At 69.3% G+C, this 15,212-nt stretch carries 13 protein-coding genes; 4 read left to right on the top strand and 9 right to left on the bottom strand.

The window, feature by feature from the left end; genetic code table 11:
- Positions 1-14 precede the first annotated feature (14 nt).
- The gene (gene ilvA, locus AC1DKV_RS08210) at positions 15-1,541 is read right to left on the bottom strand and encodes a threonine ammonia-lyase, biosynthetic (RefSeq protein WP_441613648.1); all 1,527 of its coding nucleotides are present in this window, start codon (positions 1,539-1,541) and stop codon (positions 15-17) included.
- A gap of 260 nt (positions 1,542-1,801) precedes the next feature.
- On the opposite strand from ilvA, the gene otsB reads away from it, so the two are divergent.
- From otsB to otsA, 3 genes are all read left to right on the top strand, one after another.
- The gene (gene otsB / locus AC1DKV_RS08205; RefSeq protein WP_441613647.1) at positions 1,802-2,575 is read left to right on the top strand and encodes a trehalose-phosphatase; all 774 of its coding nucleotides are present in this window, start codon (positions 1,802-1,804) and stop codon (positions 2,573-2,575) included.
- A gap of 85 nt (positions 2,576-2,660) precedes the next feature.
- Positions 2,661-4,424 (top strand): glycoside hydrolase family 15 protein, encoded by a 1,764-nt coding sequence (locus tag AC1DKV_RS08200; RefSeq protein WP_477115742.1) that lies wholly within the window; start codon positions 2,661-2,663, stop codon positions 4,422-4,424.
- Between the two features lie 35 nt (positions 4,425-4,459).
- Entirely contained in the window at positions 4,460-5,851 is a 1,392-nt protein-coding gene (otsA, locus tag AC1DKV_RS08195; RefSeq protein ID WP_441613645.1) for an alpha,alpha-trehalose-phosphate synthase (UDP-forming), read from the top strand.
- A gap of 27 nt (positions 5,852-5,878) precedes the next feature.
- Here the strand turns inward: otsA and AC1DKV_RS08190 are convergent, their stop codons facing one another.
- The 8 genes from AC1DKV_RS08190 to AC1DKV_RS08155 all read right to left on the bottom strand — a co-directional run bounded on the left by AC1DKV_RS08190 (position 5,879) and on the right by AC1DKV_RS08155 (position 14,258).
- Positions 5,879-6,487 carry a nucleotidyltransferase family protein gene (locus AC1DKV_RS08190; RefSeq protein ID WP_441613820.1) on the bottom strand — a complete coding sequence of 203 codons (609 nt, stop codon included), beginning with the start codon at positions 6,485-6,487 and terminating at the stop codon, positions 5,879-5,881.
- 38 nt (positions 6,488-6,525) lie between these two features.
- Complete coding sequence (locus AC1DKV_RS08185; protein ID WP_441613644.1) at positions 6,526-7,554, bottom strand: XdhC family protein; 1,029 nt, start codon at positions 7,552-7,554, stop codon at positions 6,526-6,528.
- Positions 7,527-8,108 carry an SRPBCC family protein gene (locus AC1DKV_RS08180; RefSeq protein ID WP_441613643.1) on the bottom strand — a complete coding sequence of 194 codons (582 nt, stop codon included), beginning with the start codon at positions 8,106-8,108 and terminating at the stop codon, positions 7,527-7,529. The genes AC1DKV_RS08185 and AC1DKV_RS08180 overlap by 28 nt, the downstream gene beginning before the upstream one ends.
- Positions 8,099-9,406, bottom strand: coding sequence for a vWA domain-containing protein (locus AC1DKV_RS08175; RefSeq protein ID WP_477137591.1), 1,308 nt, complete (start codon positions 9,404-9,406; stop codon positions 8,099-8,101). Before AC1DKV_RS08175 ends, AC1DKV_RS08180 begins: the two co-directional genes overlap by 10 nt.
- Before the next feature lie 3 nt (positions 9,407-9,409).
- Positions 9,410-10,303 carry an AAA family ATPase gene (locus tag AC1DKV_RS08170; protein WP_441613641.1) on the bottom strand — a complete coding sequence of 298 codons (894 nt, stop codon included), beginning with the start codon at positions 10,301-10,303 and terminating at the stop codon, positions 9,410-9,412.
- Between the two features lie 262 nt (positions 10,304-10,565).
- On the bottom strand, positions 10,566-11,366 hold the full coding sequence (locus AC1DKV_RS08165) for an FAD binding domain-containing protein (protein ID WP_441643137.1): 801 nt from the start codon (positions 11,364-11,366) through the stop codon (positions 10,566-10,568).
- 14 nt (positions 11,367-11,380) lie between these two features.
- Positions 11,381-13,759: a xanthine dehydrogenase family protein molybdopterin-binding subunit gene (locus AC1DKV_RS08160; protein ID WP_441613639.1), complete on the bottom strand. Its 2,379-nt coding sequence runs from the start codon at positions 13,757-13,759 to the stop codon at positions 11,381-11,383.
- Between the two features lie 10 nt (positions 13,760-13,769).
- The gene (locus tag AC1DKV_RS08155) at positions 13,770-14,258 is read right to left on the bottom strand and encodes a (2Fe-2S)-binding protein (RefSeq protein WP_441613638.1); all 489 of its coding nucleotides are present in this window, start codon (positions 14,256-14,258) and stop codon (positions 13,770-13,772) included.
- Between the two features lie 324 nt (positions 14,259-14,582).
- Between AC1DKV_RS08155 and AC1DKV_RS08150 the strand changes: the two genes are divergently transcribed.
- Positions 14,583-15,161, top strand: a complete 579-nt coding sequence (locus AC1DKV_RS08150) for a YqaA family protein (RefSeq protein WP_441613637.1) — start codon at positions 14,583-14,585, stop codon at positions 15,159-15,161.
- Positions 15,162-15,212: the final 51 nt, after the last annotated feature.

Here is a 15,212-nt window from a genome sequence, read left to right as displayed (position 1 = left end):
GCGGGGTCGGCGATTCAGGACAGGAACAGCTTGTAGACAGGGTTCTCGGTCTCTTCCCAGTGTACATAGCCGAGCGTGGCGAGGAAGGCGCGGAACGCGCGCTTCTCGTTCTTGGGCACCTGGATGCCGACCAGGATATTGGAGGTGTCGCCGCCCTGGTTGCGGTAGTGGAACAGGCTGATGTTCCAGTTCGGGCTCATGCTGGAGAGAAAGCGCATCAGCGCGCCCGGGCGCTCGGGGAACTCGAAGCGGTACAGCAGTTCGTCATGCGCCAGCGGCGAATGGCCGCCCACCATGTAGCGGATATGCTGCTTGGCCAGCTCGTTGTTGGACAGGTCCAGCGTATCGAAGCCGTGGCGGCGGAAGCCCGCGGCGATCTTGTCGTTCTCCGCGCGGCTGGCGATCTGCACGCCGACGAAGATATGCGCCATGCTGTTGTCGGCGATGCGGTAGTTGAACTCGGTCACGTTGCGCGTGCCGACCTGTTCGCAGAAGCGCCTGAAGCTGCCGCGCTCCTCGGGGATGCTGACCGCGAACACGGCTTCGCGCGCCTCGCCCACCTCGGCGCGTTCGGCCACGAAGCGCAGGCGGTCGAAGTTCATGTTGGCGCCGCAGGCGATGGCCACCAGGTGCTTGCCCTTGAGCTTCTCGCGCTCGGCGTAGAGCTTGAGGCCGGCCACGGCCATGGCGCCGGCCGGCTCGAGGATGCTGCGGGTGTCCTGGAACACATCCTTGAGGCCGGCGCAGATCGCGTCGGTGTCCACCAGCACGATCTCGTCGACCAGCTCGCGCGTGATGCGGAAGGTTTCCTTGCCGACCAGCTTGACCGCGGTGCCGTCCGAGAACAGGCCCACTTCCTTGAGTTCCACGCGCTTGCCCGCGTCGACCGAGCGTTTCATCGCGTCGGAATCCATGGTCTGCACGCCGATCACCTTGATCTCGGGGCGCACGGCCTTGATGTAGGACGCGATGCCGGAGATCAGCCCGCCGCCGCCGATCGCCACGAACACGGCATGCAGGGGCCCCGGATGCTGGCGCAGGATCTCCATGGCGACGGTGCCCTGGCCGGCGATCACGTCCGGGTCGTCGAACGGGTGGATGAAGGTCAGCTTGTGCTTCTTTTCCAGTTCCGCGGCATGGTTGTAGGCGTCGCTGTAGGAGTCGCCGTGCAGCACGATCTCGACCCACTCGCCGCCGTGCTCGCGCACCGCATCGATCTTTACCTGCGGGGTGGTGACCGGCATGGCGATCACCGCCTTGCACTTCAGGCGCGCCGCCGACAGCGCCACGCCCTGCGCATGGTTGCCGGCCGAGGCGGCGATCACGCCGCGCCTGAGTTCCTCCGGCGACAGCGATGCCATCTTGTTGTAGGCGCCCCGCAGCTTGAACGAGAACACCGGCTGGGTGTCCTCGCGCTTGAACCACACCGAGTTGCCGGTGCGCGCGGACAACTGCTGGGCAAAGGTGAGATCGGTTTCCTGCGCCACGTCATACACTTTGGTGGTCAGGATTTTTCTCAGGTAGTCGGGTTTGCGGGTCATCGTGGACAGCCAGGGCGGGGTAGGCGAAACCGTCAATGATAAAGGATGGCGCGCCACCCCGATGCTTGTGCCGGCACCCGGAGCGCCGGCCGGACCGGCAAGCCCCTCGCCGCCAAGGGCAGGCGAGCGCACGTGCGCGCGGGCGCGGCAGCCGCCCAGTGCCGGCGCAGGCACCGCCGTGACGCGGCGCGCGCGCCGGCGCACCATGTAGGACGCCGTCCGGTGGACGCTGTCAAAACACTCTGCTACGGTGTAATGCAATGCCTCCCTTACCTCTTATCGAAGCAAACACGGCGCTGTTCCTGGATTTCGACGGTACGCTGGCTGACCTTGCGCCACGCCCTGATCTCGTACAGGTCGAACCGGAACTGGTGGGGACGTTGCGCGCCCTGCATCGTCACCTGGACGGCGCCCTCGCGCTGGTGTCCGGCCGGCCGATCGCCGAGCTGGACGACTTCCTCAAGCCTTTGCGGCTGCCGGCTGCCGGCGTGCACGGCGCGGAGTTGCGTGACGCGGGCGGCCACCGCCTGCGCGAGCCCGATCCCGGCGTGCCCTTGCTGCTGCCGCCGCTGCAGGCGCTGGTCAGCGCCCACCCCGGGTTGCAGCTGGAACGCAAATCCGTCGCGGTCGCGGTGCACTATCGCGCCGTTCCCGAACTCGAGGGCCTGGTACGCAACTTTGCCGCGACGCTGGCGGCCGGCGTGCCCGGCGTCGAACTCCTGCACGGCAAGATGGTGGTCGAGTTCAAGCCGGCCGGCGTGGACAAGGGCGGCGCCATCGACACCTTCATGCGCGGCCCGCCGTTCGCGCGGCGCACGCCGCTGTTCGCCGGCGACGACATCACCGACGAAGCCGGCTTCGCCGTGGTGCGCCGCCTGGGCGGCGTGGGCGTGCTGGTCGGCCAGCGCCCCAGCGCGGCCACGGTCAGCGTGACCGGGCCGGCGGCGCTGCGCTGCTGGCTGCATCGTTCGGCCAAGGCGCTGGAAGTCATGGCTGCCGCCGGGGCCGCTTCCACATCCGCAACGACGTCTTGAGGGGGAATTCGCTGTGAGCCAACCATCCACCGAGGACAACCGTCCGCGCGCCGCCGCGCGCCAACACGCCGATCCGTCGCTCTCGATGGGCATGATCGGCAACTGCGCGATCTCCGCGCTGGTCGACGGGCGCGGCCGCTTTGTCTGGTGCTGCCTGCCGCGCTTCGACGGCGACCCGGTCTTCAATGCGCTGCTCGATCCCAGCGAAAACGCCGGCCACTTCGCCATCGAGATCGAGGACTTCCAGGAAGCGCAGCAATGGTACGAGCCGAACACCGCGGTGCTGCGCACGCGGCTGACGGACCGCCACAACAACTGCATGGAGATCACCGATTTCGCGCCGCGCTTCTTCCGCCTCGGCCGCTACTTCCGGCCCACCACGCTGATCCGCCGCATCCGCCCCATCCGTGGCGCGCCGCGGGTGCGCGTCACGGTGGCGCCGCGTTTCGACTGGGGCCGCGTGGTGCCGGAGATCACGCGGGGCAGCAGCCACGTACGCTATATCGGCGACGGCATGACCCTGCGCATGACGACCAACGCGCCGCTGACCTATGTGCTGTCGCAGACGCCATTCCTGCTCACGCGCGACCATGACTTCATCCTCGGCCCCGACGAAACGCTGCAGGGCGGGGTGGAGGAGATCGCGCGCGACTTCGAGCAGGAAACCACCGCCTACTGGCGCATGTGGAGCCGGCGCCTGGCGGTGCCGCGCGAATGGCAGGACGCGGTGATCCGCGCCGCCATCACGCTCAAGCTGTCGCTGTTCGAGGAAACTGGCGCCATCGTCGCGGCCATGACCACCAGCATTCCGGAGGCGCCCGGCAGCGGCCGCACCTGGGACTACCGCTTCTGCTGGCTGCGCGACGCCTTTTTCGTGATCCGCGCACTCAACAGCCTGTCCGAGGTGGGCACCATGGAGGACTACCTGCGCTGGCTGTCCAATGTGGTGATGCAGTCCAAGGACGGTCATATCCAGCCGCTGTACGGCATCGGGCTGGAGCTGGAACTGCCTGAGAGCGTGCTCGATCACTTGCCGGGCTACCGCAGCATGGGCCCGGTGCGCGTGGGCAACCAGGCGCAGGAGCACTTCCAGCACGATGTCTACGGCAACGTGGTGCTGGGCGCGGCGCAGGCCTTCCACGACCATCGCCTGCTGCACCGGGGCGGGGCCGCCGAATACCGCGTGCTGGAAACCGTGGGCGAGCAGGCGGTGCGCGTGTTCGGCACGCCCGACGCCGGCATGTGGGAGCTGCGCACCCGCGCGCGCGTGCACACCTCGTCGGCGCTGATGAGCTGGGCCGCCTGCGACCGCCTGGCCAAGGTCGGCGACGCGCTGCAGCTGCCGGACCGCGCCGCGTACTGGCGCCAGCACGCCGACGTCATGAAAGAGCGCATCGTGCGCGAATCCTGGAGCGAGGAGCGCAAGGCCTTCGCCGAGAGCTTCGGCGGACGCGAGCTGGACGCCAGCGTGCTGCTGATGGCCGAGGTGGGATTCATCGCGCCGCAGGACGAGCGCTTCATGTCCACGCTCGAGGCGATGGAAGCCTCGCTGTGCGACGGGCCCTACATGCGCCGCTACGAGGCGCCGGACGATTTCGGCAGGCCCGAGACCGCCTTCAACATCTGCACTTTCTGGCGCATCGACGCGCTGGCCCGCGTGGGGCGCCGCGAAGAGGCGCGCGAGATCTTCGAAGCCATGCTGGCGGCGCGCAATCCGCTCGGCCTGCTGTCCGAGGATACCCACCCGGTGACCGGCGAGATGTGGGGCAACTTCCCGCAGACCTATTCGATGGTGGGCTTGATCAACGGCGCCACGCGCCTGTCGGCGCCGTGGGACGCGGTGATCTGACCGGCTGAGCCGGGCGTGGAACGACAAAGGACGATATGGGCAGACTAGTTGCGGTATCCAATCGCGTGGCCGATCCCCGCAACATTGCCGCGGGCGGACTGGCGGTGGCGCTGGGCGAGGCGCTCAAGGCCACCGGCGGGGTCTGGTTCGGCTGGAGCGGCAAGACCGTGGAGGCGGCGCAGGGCGGCACGCCGGGCGAGGGCGAACTGCATATCCAGCAGGCGGGCAATGTCACGCTGGCCACGGTGGACCTGTGCCGCGAGGACCACGACTCGTATTACCAGGGGTATAGCAACGGCGTGCTGTGGCCGGTGTTCCACTATCGCATCGACCTGGCGGACTTCGATTCCGCGCATCTGAACGTGTACCGGCGCGTCAACCAGCTGTTCGCGCGCAAGCTCGCGCCGCTGCTGCGCCCCGACGACGTGATCTGGATCCACGACTACCACCTGATCCCGCTGGCGTCCGAGCTGCGCGCCATGGGCTGCGGCCAGCGCATCGGCTTTTTCCTGCATATCCCGTTGCCGCCGCCGCTGATCCTGGCCGCGATCCCGCAGCACGAATGGCTGATGCGCGCGCTGTTCGCCTATGACCTGATCGGCTTCCAGAGCCAGCTGGACCTGGAGCATTTCTCGCGCTACGTGCAGCGCGAGGCGCAGGCCGAGCCGATGGGCGACAACCGCTTCCGCGCCTTCCACCGCACGGTGCGCGCGCAGGCCTTCCCGATCGGCATCGACGTGGACGAGTTCGCTGCGCTGGGCCGCGGCGAGGAATCGCGCGAGACCTACGAGATGATGCGGGGCCAGTACGCCACGCGCCGGCTCTTGCTCGGCATCGACCGCCTGGATTATTCCAAGGGCCTGCCCCAGCGCCTCAAGGCGGTGCGCGCGCTGATGGCGCAGTATCCCGAGAACCGCCGCAGCGCCACGCTGATCCAGATTGCCGCGCCGTCGCGCGAGACGGTGGACGCCTACGCGGACCTGCGGCGCGAGATGGAGGGGCTGTCGGGCGCCATCAACGGCGAGTATGGCGAGCTGGACTGGATGCCGGTGCGCTACATCCACCGCACCACGGCGCGGCGCCGCCTGCCGGGCCTGTGCCGCGCCTGCCGCGTGGCCCTGGTCACGCCCTTGCGCGACGGCATGAACCTGGTGGCCAAGGAGTTCGTCGCCGCGCAGGACCCGGACGATCCCGGCGTGCTGGTGCTGTCGCGCTTTGCCGGTGCCGCCGAGCAGTTGCGCGAGGCCCTGCTGGTCAATCCCTACGATATCAACGCCACCGCCCAGGCGATCCAGCAGGCGCTGCACATGCCGCTGGCCGAGCGCCAGTCGCGCCACCAGAAACTGCTGGAACGCATCCGCGCGCAGGACGTGCACTGGTGGCGGCGGGAGTACCTGCGGGCGCTGAGCGAGGCGGACGCCAACTAAGGCGCGCCGCCCGCCGGAAGGCTGTGGTCAGCCTTCCAGGTCCCCGGCGACATCCACGTCCCTGAAGGCGCCGTCATCCTCGGTCAGGATCCGTATCACCGCCTGCGTCTTGAGCAAGGCGCGCGCGCCTTCGTCGCCGTCCAGCCTGAGCAGCGTGTCGCGCCAGGCGGCCCCAAATCCCACCGGGTGCCCGCGCCGGCCATCGCGCCAGGGCGCGGCGATGGCGTCGGGCGTGGTGATGGTGAGCGCCACCGCGCGCACCAGTCCGGCTGGCAGCCACGGCATGTCGGCGAGCGCCACCACCCAGCCGCGCGCTTGCGCCGTGGCGGCGACCGCCGCGGCCAGCGCCGCGCCCATGCCCGCCTCGGCGGCCGGCGCTTCGAGCACGCGGCAGCCGGCCTGCCTCAATTCGGCCGCCAGCTCGGCGTGGCCCGGGCGGATCACCGCCAGGGCACCGGGCAGGGTGTTGGCCAGGGAGCGCGCGCTGCGCCCGGCCACGGTCTGGCCGTCCGGCAGCCTGGCGAGCAGCTTGTTCTGCCTGCCGCTGGCGTCGAAGCGGCGGCCGAAGCCCGCTGCCAGCAAGATCCCGGTGGGCGGCTCGGCGGCGTTGAACACCACCTTGGTGGCGTCGCTGATGGGGCCGGCCAGCGGGTCGGCGCCGTCGGAGCGACTGGTCACTGGTCGGTGCCGCAGGAACTGCCGGCGTCCGCCGCCAGTTCGCGGGCGGCCTTGGCGCCTTCGACCTGCAGGATGTCGGGCAGCGACACGTGGTTCTTGGCGGCCACCACTTCGGCCAGGATCGAGATGGCGATCTCCGGCGGCGTGCGGCTGCCGATATAGATGCCGACCGGGCCGTGCAGCCGCGCCAGCTGCACTTCGTTGAGATCGAATTCCTTGAGCCGCTCGCGGCGCGCCTGGTTGTTGCGGCGCGAACCCAGCGCGCCCACGTAGAAGGCGCGCGTGCGCAGCGCCTCCATCAGGGCCAGGTCGTCGAGCTTGGGATCGTGGGTGACGGCGATCACGGCGCTGCGCTCGTCGAGCTTCATGTCCATCACCGTGTCGTCCGGCATGGTGCGCACCATGGTGACGCCGGGGATGTCCCAGGTCTCGGTGTATTCCTCGCGCGGATCGCACACGGTGACCTGGAAGCCCAGGCCCACCGCGATCTGCGACAGGTATTTCGAGAGTTGTCCGGCGCCGATCACGAGCATGCGGTAGCGCGGCCCGTGGATGGTGAGCAGGGTGCTGCCGTCGAACGACAGCCCGTCGGCGGCCTCGGCGTGGCCGAGCGTGGCGCGGCCGGTGGCCATGTCCAGCGTGCGCGCCACCAGCCTGCCGTTTTCCACGGCGGCGAGCAGGTCTTCCAGGCCGCTGACCGCGCTCAGCGGCTCGCTCACCAGTTCGATGGTGCCGCCGCAGGGCAGGCCGAAGCGGTGCGCTTCCTCGGCGCTGATACCGTACTTGACGGCCTCCGGGCGTGAGCCGGCGATGCCTTCGCGGCGCACCCGGTCGATGATGTCGTCCTCGATGCAGCCGCCCGATACCGAGCCGACCACCAGGCCGTCATCGCGCACCGCCAGCATGGCGCCCTCCGGGCGGGGCGAGGAGCCCCAGGTCCTGACCACCGTCACCAATAGCGCGCGGTGGCCTTCGGCCAGCCAGCGCACGCTGCACTTCAGGACTTCGAGATCCACGCTGTCCATGATCGTTTCCGCTTTGTCTCACCGTTCTGTTCATCGGGTGCGCTGCCCTCGGCGGGCGCCACCTCGTCCCTGGCGACATCGTCTCCGGTACCGGCATCCGCTTGCGTGGCGCCTCCCAGCGCCGCGGTAAGGCGGTCGAAGAAGGCGTCGGCCATCTTGCGCGCCGCCGCATCCACCAGCCGCGAGCCGATCTGCGCGATCTTGCCGCCGACCTGGGCGCTGACCGTGTAGGTCAGCAGCGTGTGGTCGCCCTCGGGCGCCAGCGTCACGCGCGCGCTGCCCTTGCCGAAGCCGGCCGCGCCGCCCTGGCCGTCGAACTGGATGGTGTAGCTGTCGGGTGCCTGGATGTCCTGCAGGGCCATGCGCCCCTTGAAGCGCGCCTTGACCGGGCCTACCGCGGCGGTCAGCGCCAGCAGGTAGGCGTTGTCGTTGTCGCCGTCAGCCTCGATGCTCTCACATCCTGGGATGCACTGCTTGAGCAGGGCAGTATCGTTGAGGGCTTCCCAGGCGGCTTGCTGGGCCACCGGCAGTTGCCGTGTCTGTGTCATTTCCATGGTGGGGCGGTCTCCTTGTTGTGCCTGCCGGGCGTTGTCCGCATGGCGGGCATGGCGTCGCGCGCGGCGGGCGGCGCGAAGGCGGGCAGTTCATGACGGGGCTCGGCCAGCAATGATTCGAGCGCGAACAGGCTGTCCAGGTTGTGTGCCGAGCGCAGCGCATCCACGTGCGGCAGGATGGCCTGCACGCCACGCGCCTGGGGGGTGAAGCCCGGGTAGCGCAGCAGCGGATTGAGCCAGAGGATGCGATGGGCGAAGCGGCGCAGGCGCGCCATTTCCGTGCCGAGCAGGTCGATATCCTCATGGTCGAGGCCATCGGTGACCAGCAGCACGGTGGCGCGGCCGGACAGCGTGCGGCGCGCCCATTGCCGGTTGAAGGTGGCCAGCGCCGCGCCGATGCGGGTGCCGCCGGCCCAGTCGCGCACCTGGCCGGTGATCGCCTCGACCGCCTCGTCGGGGTCGCGTTCGCGCAGCGAGCGGGTGATATTGGTCAGGCGGGTGCCGAACAGGAAGACCGAGAGGCGCTCGCGCGACTGCGTCAGCGCGTGGCAGAAGTAGAGTACCGCGCGCGAGTACTGGCTCATCGAGCCGGAGATGTCGAGCAGCAGCACCAGGGGCGGCCGGCGTTCGGCATGGCGGCGGAATTTCCAGCGCAGCCACTCGCCTTGCTGGCGCACCGCCAGCCGCGAGCTGGCGCGCAGGTCGGCGCGCGGGCCGCTGGCGGCGGGGCGCAGCCGGCGCGTGCGCTCGGTGGCCAGCCGCGTGTGGCGGGAGCGGATCATATGCTGCAGTGCGCGCCATTCCTCGGCGCCAAGCGTCTCGAAGTCGCGCCTGGCAAGCCGTTCCTGCGCCGAGAAGGTGAGCGGCGCAGTGAAGCGTTCCTCGTTCTCCTTGCCGCGCTGGCTGGCCTGGGGCGGGCGCTGCGCGGCAAGGGCGTCGGCCAGGCGGTTGCTGCGCTGCGGCGGCGGGGCCCCGGCGTCCACGCGCGGCAGCAGCAGGGCGCGCAGCTTGCCCTCCCAGTCGGGGTCGCGCCAGAACAGGTCGAAGGCGGCATCGAACAGGGGCCGCTGGTCGGGGCCGTTGACCATCAGCGCCGCCATCGCCGCGCGCACTTCGCCGCGCTGGCCGATGTCGACGTACTGCAGCGCCAGCAGCGTATCCACCGCGTGCGCGGGGGATAGCGCGAAGCCGGCGTCGCGCAGCAGCCGCACGAAGTGCGTGACGTTGCGCGCCAGCATGGGCAGGGTGCCGCCGACGGGCGTGCCGGCGGGCCTGGCGTCCGGATGCAGCCTCGGCATGCCTCAGGCTCCCGGCGGGCTGGCCAGCAGTTCGGCCACGGTGGGGCCGTCCACGCGGGCCAGGTCGTCCTGGTACTTCAGCAGCACGCCCAGGGTGTCGCGCACCGATTGCGGGTCGAGCTCGGTCACGCCGAGCGCGGCCAGCGCGCGGCACCAGTCGATCGCCTCGGCGATGCCGGGCGCCTTGAACAGATCGATGCCGCGCAATCCGTGGACGAAGTCGATGGCCTCGTGCTGCAGCGCGGCCGCGGCCTCTGGCGCGCGCGCGGCCACGATCTGCAGTTCGCGCTCGCGCTGCGGATAGCCCATCCACTGGTACAGGCAGCGGCGCTTGAGTGCGTCGTGCACCTCGCGGGTGCGGTTGGACGTGACCACGATCAGCGGGGCTTGCTCGGCCTGCACCACGCCGATCTCGGGAATCGAGACCTGGTATTCGGACAGCACTTCCAGCAGGAAGGCCTCGAACGGCTCGTCGGCACGGTCGATCTCGTCGATCAGCAGCACGCGCGGCATGTCCGGCGCCGCCGGGTCGGGCAGCAGCGATTCCAGCAGGGGACGCTTGAGCAGGAAATCGTCATGGTAGAGCGATTGCGCCTCGGGCCGCTCGCCGCGCGCCTCCGCCAGGCGCAGCGCCATGATCTGGCGCGGATAGTCCCATTCGTACAGCGCGCTGGACGCATCCAGGCCTTCGTAGCATTGCAGGCGCAGCAGCCGCGTGCCGAGCGCGCCCGCGATGGCGCGCGCCAGCGCCGTCTTGCCTACGCCGGGCTCGCCTTCCAGGAAGAGCGGGCGTTGCATGCGAAGCGCCAGGTAGAGCACGGTGGCGGTCTCGCGGTCGGCGAAATATTGCTGCGCCTCCAGCAGGGCGGCGGTGTGGTCGATGGACGTGGGGAGCATGGTGGGATGTGATGCCGGGTGCTGGAAAGGGCGGTGATTCGATGTGATAGGCGGTTGGCGCTGTGAGTGCCTGCCCTCTCCCCCGGCGCTGCTGCCGTGGACGGGAGAGAGGAGAAAGCCGGCGGGCCGCCCGCTTCTCTGTACGGTCCTCCCGCGCTTCCTGCCCGCGGTCGGTCCGTTCCCCTCTCCTGCTTGCCCACTTGCGGGAGCGGGGCCGGGGGAGAGGGCGGGCGCCCGATACGGCGAAGGCGCCCGCCTTGCCTCAGCCCTGGCTGGCCTGTTCCACCGCCCTGGCAGCCAGCACCGGGATCAGATGCGCCCGGTACTCCGCCGACGCGTGCAGGTCGGTGCTCAGCCGGCTCGCATCCACTGTCGCCGCGCGCGCCGCGGCCGGCGTGAAGCTGGCGGACAACGCCTGCTCCAGCGGCGCGCAGCGGAACACGCTGTCGGCCGCGCCGGTGACCGCCACGCGTACCGTCTTGCCGAAGCGCGCCACCATCACGCCCACCAGCGCGAAACGCGAGGCCGGGTTGCGGAACTTCACATAGGCAGCCTGCTCGGGCAGCGGGAACCGTACCGCGGTGATCAGTTCGTCGGGTTCGAGCGCCGTTTCGTAGAGCCCCTTGAAGAAGTTGTCGGCGGTGATATTGCGGCGGTCGGTCACCACCGTGGCGTTCAGGGCAAGCACCGCGGCCGGATAGCAGGCGGCGGGATCGTCGTTGGCCAGCGAGCCGCCCAGCGTGCCCATGGCGCGCACCTGGCGATCGCCGATGCCGCCCGCCAGCGCGGCCAGCGCGGGAATCGCCCTGGCCACCTCGGCACTGGCCGCCACATCGGCATGGCGCGCGGCCCCGCCGATCACCAGTTCGCCGTTGTCCATGCGGATATCGGCCATGCCGGCGATGCGCGACACGTCCACCAGCGCCGAAGGCGCCGCCAGCCGCAGCTTCATCGCGGCCAGCAGGCTCTGGCCGCCGCCGAGGAACTTGGCGTCGGCATCGGCCTTGAGCCGGGCCACCGCGGACTTGGCATCGGCGGCGCGTTCGAAATTGAATGCGTACATGGTCTGCCTCCGATTCAGTTGGCGGTTTGCGCTTGGCGGATCGCCTGCCACACGCGATGCGGCGTGGCGGGCATCTGGATGTCGCGCACGCCCAGCGGCGCGAGCGCATCCACCAGCGCATTGATGAAGGCCGGCGGCGAGCCGATGGCGCCGGCCTCCCCGCAGCCCTTCACACCCAGCGGGTTGTGCGTGCAGGGCGTGCCCTTGGCGGTCTCCACGGTGAAGTCCGGCAGGTCGTCGGCGCGCGGCATGGCGTAGTCCATGTAGGAGCCGGTCAGCAGCTGGCCGCTGTCGTCGTAGATGCATTGCTCCAGCATCGCCTGGCCGAGCCCCTGGCCAATGCCGCCGTGCACCTGCCCTTCCACGATCATCGGGTTGATGATGTTGCCGAAATCGTCCACCGCGGTGAACTTGACCACATGGCTCTCGCCGGTGTCCGGGTCCACTTCCACCTCGCAGATATAGGCGCCGGACGGGTAGGTGAAGTTGGTCGGGTCGTAGAAGGCGTTCTCGTTGAGGCCGGGTTCGAGCTTGTCGAGCGGATAGTTGTGCGGCACGTAGGCCGTCAGCGCGATCTCGCCGAAGGTCTTGCTGCGGTCGGTGCCGGCCACGCTGAATACGCCGTCCTTGAACTCGATGTCGGCATCGGAGGCTTCCAGCAGGTGGGCCGCGATCTTCTTGGCCTTGGCCTCGATCTTGTCGAGCGCCTTCATGATGGCCGAGCCGCCCACCGCCAGCGAGCGCGAGCCATAGGTGCCCATGCCGAAGGGCACGCGGCCCGTATCGCCGTGCACGATCTCCACCGCGTCGAGCGCGATGCCCAGGCGGTCCGCCACCACCTGCGCGAAGGTGGTTTCATGCCCTTGGCCATGGCTGTGCGAGCCGGTGAACACCGTCACGGTGCCGGTCGGGTGGACACGGATCTCGCCCACTTCGAACAGCCCCGCGCGCGCGCCCAGCGCGCCGGCGATATTCGAAGGCGCCAGCCCGCAGGCCTCGATGTAGCAGGAATAGCCCAGGCCGCGCAGCTTGCCGCGCTGCTTTGCTTCGTCCCTGCGCGCGGGGAAACCCTTCACGTCGGCGAGTTCCTGCGCGCGCGCCAGGCACGGCTCGTAGTCGCCGGTGTCGTACGTCAGGCCGACCGGGGTGGCATAGGGGAACTCGCGGATGAAGTTCTTGCGGCGCAGTTCGGCCGGGTCCATCTTCAGCTCGCGCGCGGCGGCTTCCACCAGCCGCTCGACCACATAGGTGGCTTCCGGGCGTCCGGCGCCGCGGTAGGCGTCCACCGGCGCGGTGTTGGTGAATACGGCACGCACCTCGGCGTAGATGGCAGGCGTGGTGTACTGCCCGGCCAGCAGCGTGGCGTAGAGGATGGTGGGCACGCTCGAAGCGAAGGTCGAGAGGTATGCGCCCATGTTGGCGGTGGTGTGCACCCGCATCGCCAGGAACTTGCCGTCGGCATCCAGCGCCAGTTCGGCCTTGGTGACGTGGTCGCGCCCGTGCGCGTCGGTGAGGAAGGATTCCGAGCGCTCGGCGGTCCATTTGATCGGGCGCTTTACCTTCTTCGAGGCCCAGGTCAGCGCCACGTCTTCCGCGTACAGGAAGATCTTGGAGCCGAAGCCGCCGCCGACGTCCGGTGCGATGATGCGCAGCCGCGATTCGGGCAGGCCCAGCACGAAGGCGCCCATCAGCAGGCGTTCCACGTGCGGGTTCTGGTTGGCGACGTAGACGGTGTAGCTGTCATCTTGCCGGGTGTAGCTGGCGTTGACGGCGCGCGGCTCGATGGCGTTCGGGATCAGGCGGTTGTTGACGATATCCAGCGTCGTCACGTGCGCGGCCCTGGCGAAGGCGGCGTCGGTGGCGGCGCGGTCGCCGTGGCCCCACACATAGCTGGTGTTCTGCGGCACGTCGTCGTGCACCAGCGCACCGGCGGACGCGGCCTGCGCGGTGTGGACCACGGCTTCCAGCTCTTCGTAGTCCACCTCGATCTTTTCGGCGGCGTCCTTGGCCTGCTGCAGGGTCTCGGCCACCACCAGCGCGACCTGGTCGCCCACGTGGCGGGCCTTGCCTTGCGCCAGCACCGGGTGCGGCGGCTCCTTCATCGGGCTGCCGTCGATGCTGTGGATCAGCCAGCCGCAGGGCAGGCCGCCGACCTTGTCGGCGGCGATGTCGTCGCCGGTGAAGATGGCGATCACGCCGGGCGAGGCCAGGGCCTCGGTCTTGTCGATGGAGGCGATGCGCGCGTGCGCGTGCGGCGAGCGCAGGAAGTAGCCGTAGCTCTGCTGCGGCAGGACGACGTCGTCGGTGTACTGGCCGTTGCCGGTCAGGAAGCGGTAGTCTTCCTTGCGCCTGACCGAGGCGCCGATGAGGTGCTGGTTGTCGGGTGCGTTCATGGCTGTCCCCTTATTCGGCGCTGGCGGTGGCGCCACGCATCGCAGCCTGGCCTTCCTGCACGGCGCGCACGATATTGTGGTAGCCGGTGCAGCGGCACAGGTTGCCGTCGAGCTGCGCGCGGATGGCGGTGGCGTCGGCATTCGGCTGCGCCTTGACGAGCGCGGTGGCACTCATCACCATGCCGGGCGTGCAGAAGCCGCACTGCAGGCCGTGGCAGTTGCGGAAGGCTTCCTGCATCGGGTGGAGCTGGCCTTCGGGGGCCAGGCCCTCGATGGTGGTGATGGTGGTGCCGTCCGCCTGGGCTGCCAGCAGGTTGCACGACTTGACCGCGCGGCCGTCCAGGTGCACGGTGCAGGCGCCGCACTGGGCGGTGTCGCAGCCCACATGGGTGCCGGTGAGCCGGAGGTGCTCGCGCAGGAACTGGACGAGAAGGGTGGTGGGGTCTACCTGGGCGTCGATGATGCGGCCGTTGACGGTCAGGCGGATAGGAATCGCCATGCTTGTCTCCATGTGGGTGGACACGTGCATGACCAATCCGCGAATCCCGAAATGCTGCGCGGGACTGGCCACGACGCGTTACTGCCGTTTGCTGGTGACGGCTATTTCGTGATGTTGGTACTGCGGGTGCTGCGGCTGCTAGGGTGCGGCGGGCGCCGACAATGGAATCCATGCGGCAAAAAACGGCCAGACCGCGACTGGACCGCGAACGTTTATCCGCGTCAGGCTCTAACAGTTAATCACAAATCAACCGTGTATGCCATGCGGGTTGCCCCCTTGCGGCGGGCCCCGGGGCAGCGCGGCACTACAGGACGGCTTTTGCCCATGGAAGGCTTCATCGACTGGTTGTTCGGCACCGTGGCCCTGCCCAAGGTGGGGCTGCCGGCCATCTTCGTGGTCAGCCTGATATCGGCCACGCTGCTGCCGCTGGGCTCCGAGCCGGCCGTATTCGGCTACATCAAGCTCAACCCCCACATGTTCTGGCCGGCTATCGTGGTGGCCACGCTGGGCAACACCATCGGCGGCGCCATCGACTGGTGGCTGGGCTACGCGGCCAAGCTGGCGCTGGTGCGCTACCGCAAGCATCGCCAGCAGCGCGAGCACGAAACGGAGCACGCGGAGCACCGGCGCCATCCGCGCCAGCCGCGCAGGCCGGCGCTCGACAAGCGCTACTTCCGCTGGATGCGCCGCCTGGGCCCGCCCACCCTGCTGGCCTCCTGGCTGCCGGGTATTGGTGATCCTCTGTGCACATTGGCGGGGTGGTTGCGGCTGCCATTCTGGCCTAGCCTTGTATACATGGCGATCGGCAAGTTCCTGCGCTACCTCGCCATGACCGGCGCCCTGCTGACGGTGCCGGACAGCTTCTGGCGTGGTATCGGCGCCGGCCTCAGAAGCCTGTTCTAGAGCGGATTCGCGGGTGCGGGCGGGTTGGCGGGAGCGGCGGGGGGTATTCCA

It is taken from the genome of Cupriavidus sp. 05T41 (assembly GCF_056396525.1).
The sequence above is the reverse complement of the archived record's forward strand: the minus strand, read 5'-3'. Positions and strand labels throughout refer to the sequence as shown.

Bases quoted from the DNA above. Each gene is read 5' to 3' on its own strand.
- AC1DKV_RS08170 (WP_441613641.1), bottom strand. From the start codon at position 10,303: ATGCTCCCCACGTCCATCGACCACACCGCCGCCCTGCTGGAGGCGCAG.
- AC1DKV_RS08155 (WP_441613638.1), bottom strand. From the start codon at position 14,258: ATGGCGATTCCTATCCGCCTGACCGTCAACGGCCGCATCATCGACGCC.
- AC1DKV_RS08175 (WP_477137591.1), bottom strand. From the start codon at position 9,406: ATGCCGAGGCTGCATCCGGACGCCAGGCCCGCCGGCACGCCCGTCGGC.
- AC1DKV_RS08150 (WP_441613637.1), top strand. From the start codon at position 14,583: ATGGAAGGCTTCATCGACTGGTTGTTCGGCACCGTGGCCCTGCCCAAG.
- AC1DKV_RS08180 (WP_441613643.1), bottom strand. From the start codon at position 8,108: ATGGAAATGACACAGACACGGCAACTGCCGGTGGCCCAGCAAGCCGCC.
- AC1DKV_RS08160 (WP_441613639.1), bottom strand. From the start codon at position 13,759: ATGAACGCACCCGACAACCAGCACCTCATCGGCGCCTCGGTCAGGCGC.
- AC1DKV_RS08165 (WP_441643137.1), bottom strand. From the start codon at position 11,366: ATGTACGCATTCAATTTCGAACGCGCCGCCGATGCCAAGTCCGCGGTG.
- otsB (WP_441613647.1), top strand. From the start codon at position 1,802: ATGCCTCCCTTACCTCTTATCGAAGCAAACACGGCGCTGTTCCTGGAT.
- AC1DKV_RS08185 (WP_441613644.1), bottom strand. From the start codon at position 7,554: ATGGACAGCGTGGATCTCGAAGTCCTGAAGTGCAGCGTGCGCTGGCTG.
- otsA (WP_441613645.1), top strand. From the start codon at position 4,460: ATGGGCAGACTAGTTGCGGTATCCAATCGCGTGGCCGATCCCCGCAAC.
- AC1DKV_RS08200 (WP_477115742.1), top strand. From the start codon at position 2,661: ATGGGCATGATCGGCAACTGCGCGATCTCCGCGCTGGTCGACGGGCGC.
- ilvA (WP_441613648.1), bottom strand. From the start codon at position 1,541: ATGACCCGCAAACCCGACTACCTGAGAAAAATCCTGACCACCAAAGTG.